Origin of the sequence: Streptomyces sp. NPDC060194 (assembly GCF_042728285.1) — a bacterium.
Classification (GTDB): domain Bacteria; phylum Actinomycetota; class Actinomycetes; order Streptomycetales; family Streptomycetaceae; genus Streptomyces.
This window is the reverse complement of sequence record NZ_JBHWZH010000083.1, coordinates 14662-27116: the sequence shown is the minus strand read 5'-3', so window position 1 is coordinate 27116 and position 12455 is coordinate 14662. Positions and strand designations below refer to the sequence as shown.

The window sequence follows — 12455 nt, the reverse complement described above, 5'->3', positions numbered from 1 at the left end:
ATCAACATATCTGGCGTTGACTTTTGGCACGCTGTTGAGTTCTCAAGGAACGGACGCTTCCTTCGTACTCACCCTCTCGGGCTTTCCTCCGGGCTCTTCCCTTCGGTCTTGCGTCTCCGACTCTAGCAGGTTTCCCCGGTCGGATTTTCCACCGTCTTCGCGAAGTGCTCCGAGCACCGTATTGGAACTCGGCTGCCCCGCAGGCGGAGACGTAAACGTACTGGAGCCGGGCCGTCCGAAGCAAATCGGGGGCCCGGCTCCCTGCACGGGGCCTGACGAGGGGTCAGACCTCGACGACGACCGGGAGGATCATCGGGCGGCGGCGGTAGGTGTCGGACACCCACTTGCCCACCGAGCGACGCACCAGCTGCTGGAGCTGGTGGGGCTCGACGACGCCGTCCTGCGCGGAACGGCCGATGGCCTCCTCGATCTTCGGCACGACGGCGCTGAACTTCGCGTCGTCGATACCGGAGCCGCGGGCCTGGATGTGCGGGCCGCCCACGATCTTGCCGGTCGAGGAATCGACCACGATGAAGACCGAGATGATGCCCTCGTCGCCGAGGATCCGGCGGTCCTTGAGGGACGTCTCCGTCACGTCGCCGACCGACAGGCCGTCCACGTACACGTAGCCGGCCTGGACCTTGCCGGAGATCTTCGCGGCGCCGTCGACCAGGTCGACGACCACGCCGTCCTCGGCGATGACGATGTGGTTCTTGGGCACGCCCGTCAGGGCGCCCAGTTCGGCGTTGGCGCGGAGGTGGCGCCATTCGCCGTGCACCGGCATCAAGTTCTTCGGCTTGCAGATGTTGTAGAAGTACAGCAGCTCGCCGGCCGAGGCGTGGCCGGAGACGTGCACCTTGGCATTGCCCTTGTGGACGACGTTGGCGCCCCACCGGCTGAGGCCGTTGATCACGCGGTAGACCGCGTTCTCGTTGCCCGGGATGAGGGACGAGGCCAGGATGACCGTGTCGCCGGGGACGATCCGGATCTGGTGGTCGCGGTTGGCCATCCGGGAGAGGGCGGCCATGGGCTCGCCCTGGGAGCCGGTGCAGACGAGGACGACCTCGTGGTCGGGCAGGTCGTCGAGCGTCTTGACGTCGACGATGAGGCCGGCCGGGACGTTGAGGTAGCCGAGGTCGCGGGCGATGCCCATGTTGCGGACCATCGAGCGGCCGACGAAGGCGACGCGACGGCCGTACTCGTGGGCGGCGTCCAGGATCTGCTGGATGCGGTGCACGTGGCTGGCGAAGCTGGCCACGATGATCCGCTTGTCGGCGTTGGCGAACACCGTCCGCAGGACGTTGGAGATGTCCCGCTCCGGCGGCACGAACCCGGGGACCTCGGCGTTCGTGGAGTCCGACAGGAGGAGGTCGATGCCCTCCTCGCCGAGCCGGGCGAAGGTCGGGAGGTCGGTCAGCCGGCGGTCCAGCGGCAGCTGGTCCATCTTGAAGTCGCCGGTGTGGACGACCATGCCGGCCGGGGTGCGGATGGCGACGGCCAGCGCGTCCGGGATGGAGTGGTTGACCGCGACGAACTCGCAGTTGAACGGTCCGAGCCGCTCGATGTCGCCCTCGGCGACCTCGAGGGTGTAGGGCCGGATGCGGTGCTCCTGGAGCTTCGCCTCGATAAGGGCGAGCGTGAGCTTGGAGCCGATGAGCGGGATGTCCGGCTTCTCGCGGAGCAGGAACGGGACGCCGCCGATGTGGTCCTCGTGGCCGTGGGTGAGGACGATGCCCTCGATGTCGTCCAGGCGGTCCCGGATGCTGCTGAAGTCCGGCAGGATCAGGTCGATTCCGGGCTGCTCCTCCTCGGGGAAGAGGACGCCGCAGTCGACGATCAGCAGGCGGCCGCCGAATTCGAAGACCGTCATGTTGCGGCCGATCTCGCCCAGACCGCCGAGCGGGGTGACCCGCAGGCCGTTCTTGGGGAGCTTCGGGGGTGCGCCGAGTTCAGGGTGCGGATGGCTCAAAAGATTCTCCTCAACCACGCACGCCACGTACCTCCTGGGCACGTGGCGCGCGTGTCGTTCGTGCTGTTGCAGTTGTCTGTGGTGCGTATTCAGTTGTGAAGTCCGGGGAGCGCAGTGCGCTCGATGTCAGAGCTGTACCCCACCCGCCGCAAGATCGATCTTCAGCTTGGCCGTCTCCTCGGGGGTGAGTTCCACGAGGGGGAGGCGCAGGGGGCCGGCGGGCAGGCCCTGGAGGGTGAGGGCGGCCTTGGTGGTGATGACGCCCTGGGTGCGGAACATGCCGGTGAAGACGGGCAGGAGCCGCTGGTGGATCTCGGTCGCCTTCTGCACGTCGCCGGAGACGTACGCCTCGACCATGGCGCGCAGCTCGGGGGTGACCAGGTGGCTGACCACGGAGACGAAGCCGACGGCGCCGACGGAGAGCAGCGGCAGGTTGAGCATGTCGTCGCCGGAGTACCAGGCGAGGTCGGAGCGGGCGATGGCCCAGCTGGCGCGGCCGAGGTCGCCCTTGGCGTCCTTGTTGGCCACGATCCGGGGGTGCTCCGAGAGCCGGACGATCGTCTCCGTGTTGATGGGGACGCCGCTGCGGCCGGGGATGTCGTAGAGCATGACCTGGAGGTCGGTGGCGTCCGCGATGGCGGTGAAGTGCCGCAGAAGCCCCTCCTGCGGGGGCTTGTTGTAGTACGGGGTGACGGCGAGGAGGCCGTGGGCGCCGTCGGCGGCGGCCGCGCGGGCGAGCTCCAGGGAGTGGCGGGTGTCGTTGGTGCCGACGCCGGCGACGACGTGGGCGCGGTCGCCGACGGCGGCCACGACCGCCCGGACCAGTTCCGATTTCTCCGCGTCGCCGGTGGTCGGGGACTCGCCGGTGGTGCCGTTGACGATCAGGCCGTCGTTGCCGGCGTCCACCAGGTGGGTGGCGAGTCGCTGTGCGCCGTCGAGGTCGAGTGCGCCGTCCGCCGTCAGGGGCGTGACCATGGCGGTGAGGACCCTCCCGAAGGGGGTCTGCGGAGTGGAGGTCGGGGCCATGGGTACCACGCTACTCGCTGCTCAGCGCCGAGTGTCCCCTCGGGTGAGGTGACGAGAAGGAGCCCGGCACTGCTTGCTCGGGGGTTCAAGCAGCGCCGGGTCCGTTCGATCAGGCTAGATGAACTTCCCGAAAGCCCGCAATACGGACACTTCGGTCATGAGATTCGTACATCCGTACCGGGGCCTGGCGGCTCGTGCCGTCAGGGGGCGACGCGGCCGTTGGCGTTGAAGGCGGCGTGGGTGAGCGGCATGAGTTCGGCCCAGTGGGCCTCCATGGCCTCACCGACCATCTCGATCTCGCGCTGCGGGAACGACGGGACCTTGGCCAGCTCGTGCTGGGTGCGCAGACCGAGGAAGTGCATCAGGGAGCGCGCGTTGCAGGTGGCGTACATGGACGAGAAGAGGCCGACGGGCAGGACCGCGCGGGCGACCTCGCGGGCGACGCCCTCGGCGAGCATCTCCTGGTAGGCGTCGTAGGCCTGGCGGTAGGAGTCCTCCATGACGCGGGCGGTCAGGTCCTGCTGCGCCTCGGTGCCCTCGACGAAGACGTACTTGCCCGGGCGGCCCTCCTGGACGAGCTTGCGGTCGGCGCCGGGGACGTAGAAGACGGGCTGGAGCTCCCGGTAGCGGCCGGACTCCTCGTTGTACGACCACCCCACGCGGTGCCGCATGAACTCGCGGAAGACGAAGATCGGGGCGCTGACGAAGAACGTCATGGAGTTGTGCTCGAACGGGCTGCCGTGGCGGTCGCGCATCAGGTAGTTGATGAGCCCCTTGGACCGTTCGGGGTCCTTCTGCAGTTCCTCGAGGGACTGCTCCCCCGCCGTGGAGACCCTGGCCGCCCACAGGACGTCGGAGTCGGCGGCGGCGTGCTTCACCAGCTCGACGGTGACGTCGCTGCGGAACGTGGGCTTGGTGTGGGGGGTCGAATCGGTCACCGGTGCGGGGTCCTTCCCATCGCGTCGCTCGGGCGGCGACCACTCTACGGCTCCGGGCGGGGGTCTCCGGTCCGCCGTTCGGGGCAAGCGGAACGACCGGTTCGCATGGATCTGAGGTTTTCGGGGAAAAGCGGCACCACGGGGCAGATCCGATCGTCTGTCCCATTGACAGCTGTAGTCACGAGGTCCAAGGGGAGAGCCCTTCATGTTCCGCCGGCGGGAGCCCGTTCCGTTCGCATTCATCGCCGATGCCGACAAGTTCCGCAGCAACGTCGAACCGCCGCCGCGGGAGCGGGCGAGCGTCTCGCAGCTCGCGGGGCGGGGGATGATCGGGCTCGTCGTGGTGGCGGGTCTGGTCGGTTCGCTGCTGTTCGGGCTGCCGGCGCTGCAGCCGCCGGACGGGGCGGGGCAGCAGCAGTCGCAGGCCGAGGGGCGCTGAGGCCCCGGGGGGCGACGCGCCGTCCGGGGACCCGGCGGTGGAAGCCGCGGGACCTGTGGATACCCTCACCGGGCATTGCGTGCCCGAGCGTGCCTGGAGTGAGGACCTGTCGTGCCCCTGCCTTTTCTGACGGCTGATCGTGAGTTCGGCGTCTCCGCCGCGGCGGATGTCCCGCTGCCGTTCGAGGACCGGGACAGCTGGCGCCGGCCCTACCGGCCGGGGCCGTGGCGGGTGTCCGCCGCGGCGGTGCTGTTGCTCCTGGCGTCGTACCTGCTGATGGCGGGGCTGGTGACCGGGCTCGCCGGGTCGGGGTCCGGGGCGTTGACGTGTGTGGGGATCGCGGCGGTGGTGGTCGTCGTCGCGCTGCGGATGCTGCGGGTGGGGGCGTGGGTGTCGGCGCGGGGGGTGCGGCGGGTGTCGTTCCTCCGGACGCGGACGCTCGCGTGGTCGGCGGTGTCGGGTGTGCGGAGGGTGCAGCAGCCGGTGCGGTGGATGGGGCTGCCGCGGACGGTGCAGGGGCAGGCGGTCGTGGCCTCGGTGGGGGGCGAGGACGTGGTGCTGGCCACCGATCACGACGGGGACTTCCTCGGGCGTGAGGCGGCGTTCCGGTGGGCGGCGGAGCGGCTCGCGCGGTGGGGGTCGGAGTACGCGCAGCGGTAGTCGTTCCCCAGCCCCGCCCCTTCCCGAAGCCCTGCGCGGGCGGCGGCGGGCTCTGACGGGCCGCGGCGGAGGCTTCGCCCCCCTGCACCCCCATGTCGGGCTGCGCCCTCCGGCCTCAAACGCCAGCCGGGCCGAATATTTTCGCGCCTCAGCGCGCCCTGCGCAGCGCGATCGCCTGCTGCATCGCCTTGCGTGCGCGCGGGGTGTCGCGGGCGTCGTGGTAGGCGACGGCGAGGCGGAACCAGGTGCGCCAGTCGTGGGGGGCCGCCTCGGTCTCCGCCTTGCGGTGGGCGAAGACCGCGTCGGCGGAGTCGCGGTCGATGCGGCCGGCGGGGGTGCGGGTGAGGGTGTCCACGGGGAGTCCGCCCTCGGCCTCGAGCTCGGCGGAGAGCCGGTTGGCACGGACGGCGAAGCGGGTGCTGTGGAAGAGGAACCACGCGCCGATCGCGGGCAGGACGAAGGCGGAGACGCCGAGGGTGACGGCGACCGGGCCGCCGACGGAGATCAGGCGGATCCCCAGGTCGGCGACGACGCCGAAGCAGAGGACCAGGACGGCCGCGAGGGCGAAGTAGGTGATCTTTGCGCGCATGGTGGGGGTCCCGGCTCAGCCGTCGAGGTCGAGGAAGTGTTCCAGGCCGAAGGTGAGGCCGGGGGTGGTCGGCACCCGGCGGACGCCGAGCAGGATGCCGGGCATGAAGCTGCTGTGGTGCAGCGAGTCGTGCCGGATGGTGAGGGTCTCGCCCTCGCCGCCGAGCAGGACCTCCTGGTGGGCGAGCAGCCCGCGCAGGCGGATCGAGTGGACCGGGACGCCGTCGACATCGGCTCCGCGCGCGCCGTCGAGGGCGGTGCGGGTGGCGTCGGGCTGCGGGGGGCGGCCTGCCTTCCCGCGGGCCTCCGCGATGAGCTGGGCTGTGCGGTGGGCGGTGCCGGAGGGGGCGTCCGCCTTGTTCGGGTGGTGCAGCTCGATGACCTCGGTGGACTCGAACCAGCGAGCGGCCTGGGCCGCGAACTTCATGGTCAGCACGGCGCCGATGGAGAAGTTCGGGGCGATCAGGACGCCCGTGGAGGGCGAGGCGTCGAGCCAGCCGGTCAGCCGCGCGAGGCGGTCATCGGTCCATCCGGTGGTGCCGACCACGCCGTGGATGCCGTGGCGGACCATGAACTCCAGGTTCGGCAGGACGGCGTCGGGGTGGGTCAGCTCGACGGCGACCTGGGCGCCGCTGGACGTCAGGGCGTCGAGCGGGTCCTCGCGGCCGAGTGCGGCGACGAGTTCCAGGTCGTCGGCGGCCTCGACCGCGCGGACCGCCTCGGAGCCGATCCGGCCCCTGGCTCCGATGACGGCCACACGCAGCTTGCTCATGACTGGTGACTTCCCTAGGTGCTGGTTCAGGCGACGGTTTCGTGCAGGCGGGCGGCCTGCCGGTCCCTCAGCGGGCCGATGACGGACAGCGAGGGGCGCTGCCCCAGTACATCGTGCGCGACCTCGCGGATCTCGTCCGGGGTGACCGCGGCGATGCGGGCGAGCATGTCGCTGACCGACATGTGGTCGCCCCAGCACAGCTCGCTCTTGCCGATGCGGTTCATGAGCGCGCCGGTGTCCTCCAGGCCGAGGACCGTGGAGCCGGAGAGCTGGCCGATGGCGCGGGCGATCTCGTCGTCGGGGAGACCGTGGGCGGCGACCTGGTCGAGTTCGTCGCGGCAGATCTTCAGGACGTCGTGGACCTGGCTCGGCCGGCAGCCGGCGTAGACGCCGAAGAGGCCGCAGTCGGCGAAGGCGGAGGTGTAGGAGTACACGCTGTACGCCAGGCCGCGCTTCTCGCGGACCTCCTGGAAGAGCCGGGAGGACATGCCGCCGCCGAGGGCGGTGTTGAGCACGGCGAGCGCCCAGCGGCGGTCGTCGGTGCGGGCGAGGCCGGGCATGCCGAGGACGACGTGGGCCTGCTCGGTCTTGCGCTGGAGCAGCTCCAGGCGGCCGGCCGCGCGGAGGGTGCGGGACCCGGCGCGGGGCGCGAGCGGGACGGCGTCGGTGCGGTCGAGGGCGCCGGCGCTATCGAAGGCGGCGCGGACCTGGCGGACCACCTTGTCGTGGTCGATGTTGCCGGCGGCCGCGACGACGAGCCGCGTGGGGTCGTAGTGCTTGCGGTAGAAGCGGCGGATCCGGGCCGCGTCGAGCGCGTTGATCGTGTCGACGGTGCCGAGGACGGGGCGGCCGAGGGGGGTGTCGCCGAGCATGGTGTGCGCGAACAGGTCGTGCACGCAGTCGCCCGGGTCGTCCTCGGTCATCGCGATCTCTTCGAGGATCACGCCGCGCTCGGCGTCGACGTCGGCCTGCTCGATCAGCGAGCCGGTCAGCATGTCGCAGACGACGTCGATGGCGAGCGGCAGGTCGGTGTCGAGGACGCGGGCGTAGTAGCAGGTGTACTCCTTCGCCGTGAAGGCGTTCATCTCGCCGCCGACCGCGTCGATCGCGGAGGAGATGTCGAGGGCGCTGCGCTGCTTCGTGCCCTTGAAGAGGAGGTGTTCGAGGTAGTGGGTGGCGCCGTTGAGGGACGGCGTCTCGTCGCGGGAGCCGACGTTCGCCCAGATCCCGAAGGTGGCGGAGCGGACGGACGGCAGGGTCTCGGTGACGATCCGCAGACCGCCGGGCAGCGTCGTGCGCCGCACGGTGCCGATGCCGTTCTCGCCGCTGATGAGCGTTTGGGTACGGGCGACGGCCCGCCCCTCCGAGGAGGGGCGGGCCGTCGTCGGCTTGCGCGACGTCACTTGTCGGAGTCAGCCTTCTCGTCGGCGGCGTCTTCGCCCTCGACCACGGGGATCAGGGAGAGCTTGCCGCGCTGGTCGATCTCGGCGATCTCGACCTGGACCTTGGAGCCGACCGCGAGCACGTCCTCGACGTTCTCCACGCGCTTGCCGCCGGCGAGCTTGCGGATCTGCGAGATGTGCAGCAGGCCGTCCTTGCCGGGCATCAGCGAGACGAACGCACCGAAGGTGGTCGTCTTGACGACCGTGCCCAGGTAGCGCTCGCCGACCTCGGGCATCGTCGGGTTGGCGATGCCGTTGATGACGGCGCGGGCGGCCTCGGCCTGCGAGCCCTGCGCGGCACCGATGTAGATGGTGCCGTCGTCCTCGATGGTGATGTCGGCGCCGGTGTCCTCCTGGATCTGGTTGATCATCTTGCCCTTGGGGCCGATGACCTCGCCGATCTTGTCCACCGGGATCTTGACGGTGATGATCCGCGGGGCGTTCGGGGACATCTCGTCGGGGACGTCGATGGCCTCGTTCATCACGTCGAGGATGTGCAGGCGCGCGTCGCGGGCCTGCTTCAGCGCGGCTGCCAGGACCGAGGCGGGGATGCCGTCGAGCTTGGTGTCGAGCTGGAGCGCGGTCACGAACTGCTTGGTGCCGGCGACCTTGAAGTCCATGTCGCCGAACGCGTCCTCGGCGCCGAGGATGTCGGTCAGGGCGACGTAGTGCGTCTGGCCGTCGATCTCCTGGGAGATCAGGCCCATGGCGATGCCGGCGACGGCGGCCTTGAGGGGCACACCGGCGTTCAGCAGCGACATGGTGGAGGCGCAGACCGAGCCCATGGACGTCGAGCCGTTGGAGCCCAGCGCCTCGGAGACCTGGCGGATCGCGTAGGGGAACTCCTCGCGGGTCGGCAGGACGGGCACGATCGCGCGCTCGGCGAGCGCGCCGTGGCCGATCTCGCGGCGCTTGGGGGAGCCGACGCGGCCGGTCTCGCCGACGGAGTACGGCGGGAAGTTGTAGTTGTGCATGTAGCGCTTGCGGGTCACCGGGGAGAGGGTGTCCAGCTGCTGCTCCATGCGGAGCATGTTGAGGGTGGTGACGCCCAGGATCTGGGTCTCGCCACGCTCGAACAGCGCCGAGCCGTGCACGCGCGGGATGGCCTCGACCTCGGCGGCGAGCGTACGGATGTCGGTGACGCCGCGGCCGTCGATGCGGACCTTGTCCTTGATGACGCGCTCGCGGACGAGCTTCTTCGTCAGCGCGCGGTAGGCGGCGGAGATCTCGCCCTCGCGGCCCTCGAACTTCGGGAGCAGCTTCTCGGCGGCGAGCTCCTTGACGCGGTCGAGCTCGGCCTCGCGGTCCTGCTTGCCGGCGATGGTGAGCGCCTGCTTCAGCTCGGACGTGACGGCGCCGGACAGGGCGTCGAGGACGTCGTCCTGGTAGTCCAGGAAGACGGGGAAGTCGCCGGTGGGCTTGGCGGCCTTCGACGCGAGCTCGGACTGGGCCTTGCAGAGCGTCTTGATGAACGGCTTCGCGGCCTCGAGGCCGGCGGCGACGATCTCCTCGGTCGGCGCCTCGGCGCCGCCCTTGACGAGCTCGATGGTCTTCTCGGTGGCCTCGGCCTCGACCATCATGATCGCGACGTCGCCGTCGTCGAGCACACGGCCCGCGACGACCATGTCGAAGACGGCGTCCTCGAGCTCGGTGTGCGTCGGGAAGGCGACCCACTGGCCCTTGATCAGGGCGACGCGGGTGGCGCCGATGGGGCCCGAGAAGGGCAGGCCGGCCAGCTGCGTGGAGCAGGAGGCGGCGTTGATGGCGACCACGTCGTAGAGGTGGTCGGGGTTGAGCGCCATGACCGTCTCGACGATCTGGATCTCGTTGCGCAGGCCCTTCTTGAAGGACGGGCGCAGCGGGCGGTCGATCAGGCGGCAGGTGAGGATCGCGTCCTCGGAGGGGCGGCCCTCACGGCGGAAGAACGAGCCGGGGATCTTGCCGGCCGCGTACTGCCGCTCCTCGACGTCGACCGTCAGGGGGAAGAAGTCCAGGTGCTCCTTGGGACGCTTCGAGGCCGTGGTCGCGGAGAGGACCATGGTGTCGTCGTCCAGGTACGCCACGGCGGAGCCGGCGGCCTGCTTGGCCAGGCGGCCCGTCTCGAAGCGGATGGTGCGGGTGCCGAAGGTGCCGTTGTCGATGACGGCCTCGGCGTAGTGGGTCTCGTTCTCCACTAGTGCAATCTCCTCGTCTTCGTCCCTCACCCGTGTGGCGGGGACGGGGGTGCGAGGAGCGTCCGTGGGTGCGGGCCGGTCTTCGATCGAAGCTCCCGGTGTCGTTGTTCCGGGGGCCACTACCGAGGACCGGCGGCGGCGAGACGCTCCTCGCTGCGTCGGGGTGTTCCGCGACTCAAGTCTGCGGTACCCCGTGCGTCCAGGGTACAAAGCGCACCCGGCGGGACGCACGTACGGCGAAAGGGAGCGGCCCCCTCTTCTCGAGGGTGACCGCTCCCTTCACGACGTTCTTACTTGGCGCCGGCGGCACCGCGGCGGATGCCGAGGCGCTCGACGAGCGCACGGAAGCGCTGGATGTCCTTCTTCGCCAGGTACTGGAGAAGGCGGCGGCGCTGGCCGACCAGGATCAGCAGACCACGGCGGGAGTGGTGGTCGTGCTTGTGCGTCTTCAGGTGCTCGGTGAGGTCCGAGATGCGGCGCGACAGCATGGCGACCTGGACCTCGGGGGAGCCGGTGTCGCCCTCCTTCAGGCCGAACTCGGCAAAGATCTGCTTCTTCGTAGCGGCGTCGAGAGACACTCGGTACTCCTCTTCGTGTTCGATGCGCCCACGAGTGCCCCTGGTCTCGTTCTCAGGGGAGCTTCCGTGACTCGGAGGCGAAGGTCCGATGAGCGCTGTCCCCAGATGAGACCGGGGGCGCGTACACAAACGGCCGTCGACAAGGCTACCAGCCCGGTTTCCCGGCTGGGACCAGGGTGCCGCGCCCCGCGTCAGCCCGGCATCGCGCGGACGGTCCGGTAGAGGTCGAGGACGGCGAGGGCCAGCGGGAGCAGGGTGAGGAGCACGAGGGACTCGGCGAGTTCCAGGAAGCGGCCCCAGAAGGGGGTGAGGCCCCGCGCGGGGACGGCCAGGGCGAGCGTCACGGCCAGGGCGGCGGCAGCGCCGAGGCCGGCCGCGAGCCACACCGTCGCGGTGCCGGGGGCGGCGGCGAGGTCGGCCGCCAGGCCGGCGCCGAGGAGCAGCAGGGTGGCGAGGCCGGCGGTGAGGAGGGCGGCGATCTGCGCGGCGCGGCGGAAGAGCTGGGTGCGCAGGAGCAGGGCGAGACCGGTGGCGAGGGCGAGGAGGTGCGCCCAGGGGCCGGGTGCGGCACCCGCCCCGCCGAGGACGAGGACGGCCGCGGCGCCGGCGGCGAGGAGGGCGCAGCCGCCGGTCAGGCCGAGCAGCAGCTCGTGGCCGCGGCGGGCGCGGGCGGCGATGCGGTCGGCGTCGACGGTGTGCTGCGGCGGGTCGCCTTCGGGGTCGTCGGCGTCGTCCTCGTTCGGGTCCGCGGCCTCGTGGCCCACGGGGAGGCGGGCGAAGCGGACGGAGAGGGCGGGGAGGAAGCCGAGGGCGCCGACGGCGAGGGGGGCGGTGACGGCGGCGGTCCCGGCGGGCGGGAGGTCGGTGACGATGCCCAGGTAGGTGAGGAGGGCGCCGCCCGCGGCGGCCAGGGCGGCGGCGACGAAGGGCGCGTCGCCGTACGGGGTGGCGAGGACGAGGACGACCGCGGCGAGCAGCACGGCGGTGCAGGCGGTGAGCGCCTGGAGGCGGCCGACGCCCTGCTGGCCGAGGGGCGGGAGCAGGCCGCTGCCGGCGACGGCGGCGCTCGCCAGGGCGCCGAGGCCGAGGCAGCGCGCGGAGGCCCGGTCGGCGTAGACCCGGGCGCGGGTGACCGCGACGGCGAGGAGCAGGGCGGCGCAGACGGCGGCGACGAGGCCAGGCGGGCCGTGCATGTCGTGCCCCGGGTGCGCGGACCACAGGGCGAGGGCGAGCAGGACGAGCAGGGCGCAGCCGGCGCCGAGACCGCTCGTTCGGGTGAGGTCGTCGCTCCACAGGGTGCGGTCGCGGCGGACGGCGGAGGCGACGGCGTCGCAGACGTCGTCGAAGACGGGCGGCGGCAGGAAGTCGGCGAAGGGGCGCAGCGCGATCAGCTCGCCGTCGCGGACCCGCTGGGCGGCGAGGGTGCGGGCGCTGTCGAGGACGGCGCCGTCGCCGCGGACGAGCTGGTGGCCGACCGGGGCGCCGGGGGCGGGGGCCAGGCCGGAGAGCCGGAGGATCTCGGGGCGGAGGTCGGCGACGGGCAGGTCGTCCGGGAGGGCGACGTCGATGCGGGCGTCGGGGGCGACGACGGTGACGCGGCAGAAGCCGCTGCGGGCGGCCGGGGCGCGGGACTCCGAGCGGGGCGGGGCGGGGGGCGGAGGGGTCGTGCTGCTCACCTGGTGGTCACCTGTCGCTTGCGTGGCGAGGGCGCCCGCGAACCGTCGGCGGTGGGGCGCAGATGCGTGCGCGGGCCGCACGGGCATTCGCGCGTGCATACGCTGCGGGCGGCAGCCTAGCGCCCCTCGGCAGGGGTCCGAGGTCAGTAGGATCCCGGACGGACGGGCCCCCGAGGGGGGTTCAACTTGCCTG

11 protein-coding genes are annotated in these 12455 nt (G+C 71.4%); 2 read left to right on the top strand and 9 right to left on the bottom strand.

From position 1 onward, the window contains the following. Window positions 1–283 precede the first annotated feature (283 nt). The 3 genes from ACFWEG_RS18805 to thyX form a co-directional block, all read right to left on the bottom strand. Window positions 284–1969, bottom strand: coding sequence for a ribonuclease J (locus tag ACFWEG_RS18805; RefSeq protein ID WP_387216402.1), 1686 nt, complete (start codon window positions 1967–1969; stop codon window positions 284–286). 126 nt (window positions 1970–2095) lie between these two features. After that, window positions 2096–2995, bottom strand: a complete 900-nt coding sequence (dapA, locus tag ACFWEG_RS18800; protein ID WP_387216400.1) for a 4-hydroxy-tetrahydrodipicolinate synthase — start codon at window positions 2993–2995, stop codon at window positions 2096–2098. A gap of 200 nt (window positions 2996–3195) precedes the next feature. Continuing rightward, the gene (thyX, locus tag ACFWEG_RS18795; protein WP_387216398.1) at window positions 3196–3933 is read right to left on the bottom strand and encodes an FAD-dependent thymidylate synthase; all 738 of its coding nucleotides are present in this window, start codon (window positions 3931–3933) and stop codon (window positions 3196–3198) included. Between the two features lie 205 nt (window positions 3934–4138). On the opposite strand from thyX, the gene ACFWEG_RS18790 reads away from it, so the two are divergent. Further along, window positions 4139–4372, top strand: coding sequence for a hypothetical protein (locus ACFWEG_RS18790; RefSeq protein ID WP_387216396.1), 234 nt, complete (start codon window positions 4139–4141; stop codon window positions 4370–4372). Between the two features lie 111 nt (window positions 4373–4483). Then, window positions 4484–5032, top strand: coding sequence for a hypothetical protein (locus ACFWEG_RS18785; protein ID WP_387216394.1), 549 nt, complete (start codon window positions 4484–4486; stop codon window positions 5030–5032). A 148-nt stretch (window positions 5033–5180) separates the two neighbouring features. On the opposite strand, the gene ACFWEG_RS18780 is transcribed toward ACFWEG_RS18785, so the two are convergent. The 6 genes from ACFWEG_RS18780 to eccD all read right to left on the bottom strand — a co-directional run bounded on the left by ACFWEG_RS18780 (window position 5181) and on the right by eccD (window position 12361). Continuing rightward, a complete protein-coding gene (locus ACFWEG_RS18780) occupies window positions 5181–5621 on the bottom strand; it encodes a hypothetical protein (RefSeq protein ID WP_387216392.1) in 441 nt (146 codons plus the stop codon). A gap of 15 nt (window positions 5622–5636) precedes the next feature. Further along, on the bottom strand, window positions 5637–6392 hold the full coding sequence (dapB, locus tag ACFWEG_RS18775) for a 4-hydroxy-tetrahydrodipicolinate reductase (RefSeq protein ID WP_387216390.1): 756 nt from the start codon (window positions 6390–6392) through the stop codon (window positions 5637–5639). A 26-nt stretch (window positions 6393–6418) separates the two neighbouring features. Further along, the gene (locus ACFWEG_RS18770) at window positions 6419–7795 is read right to left on the bottom strand and encodes a M16 family metallopeptidase (RefSeq protein ID WP_387216388.1); all 1377 of its coding nucleotides are present in this window, start codon (window positions 7793–7795) and stop codon (window positions 6419–6421) included. Further along, window positions 7792–10008 carry a polyribonucleotide nucleotidyltransferase gene (locus ACFWEG_RS18765; RefSeq protein ID WP_387216386.1) on the bottom strand — a complete coding sequence of 739 codons (2217 nt, stop codon included), beginning with the start codon at window positions 10006–10008 and terminating at the stop codon, window positions 7792–7794. The genes ACFWEG_RS18770 and ACFWEG_RS18765 overlap by 4 nt, the downstream gene beginning before the upstream one ends. A gap of 290 nt (window positions 10009–10298) precedes the next feature. Continuing rightward, window positions 10299–10586, bottom strand: a complete 288-nt coding sequence (gene rpsO, locus ACFWEG_RS18760; protein ID WP_387216384.1) for a 30S ribosomal protein S15 — start codon at window positions 10584–10586, stop codon at window positions 10299–10301. 191 nt (window positions 10587–10777) lie between these two features. Further along, window positions 10778–12361: a type VII secretion integral membrane protein EccD gene (gene eccD / locus ACFWEG_RS18755; protein ID WP_387216382.1), complete on the bottom strand. Its 1584-nt coding sequence runs from the start codon at window positions 12359–12361 to the stop codon at window positions 10778–10780. Between the last annotated feature and the right edge of the window lie 94 nt (window positions 12362–12455).

Excerpts from the sequence above, each read along its gene's own strand:
- ACFWEG_RS18790 (WP_387216396.1), top strand. The coding sequence starts at position 4,139 with ATGTTCCGCCGGCGGGAGCCCGTTCCGTTCGCATTCATCGCCGATGCC.
- eccD (WP_387216382.1), bottom strand. The coding sequence starts at position 12,361 with ATGCACGCGCGAATGCCCGTGCGGCCCGCGCACGCATCTGCGCCCCAC.
- dapB (WP_387216390.1), bottom strand. The coding sequence starts at position 6,392 with ATGAGCAAGCTGCGTGTGGCCGTCATCGGAGCCAGGGGCCGGATCGGC.
- dapA (WP_387216400.1), bottom strand. The coding sequence starts at position 2,995 with ATGGCCCCGACCTCCACTCCGCAGACCCCCTTCGGGAGGGTCCTCACC.
- ACFWEG_RS18780 (WP_387216392.1), bottom strand. The coding sequence starts at position 5,621 with ATGCGCGCAAAGATCACCTACTTCGCCCTCGCGGCCGTCCTGGTCCTC.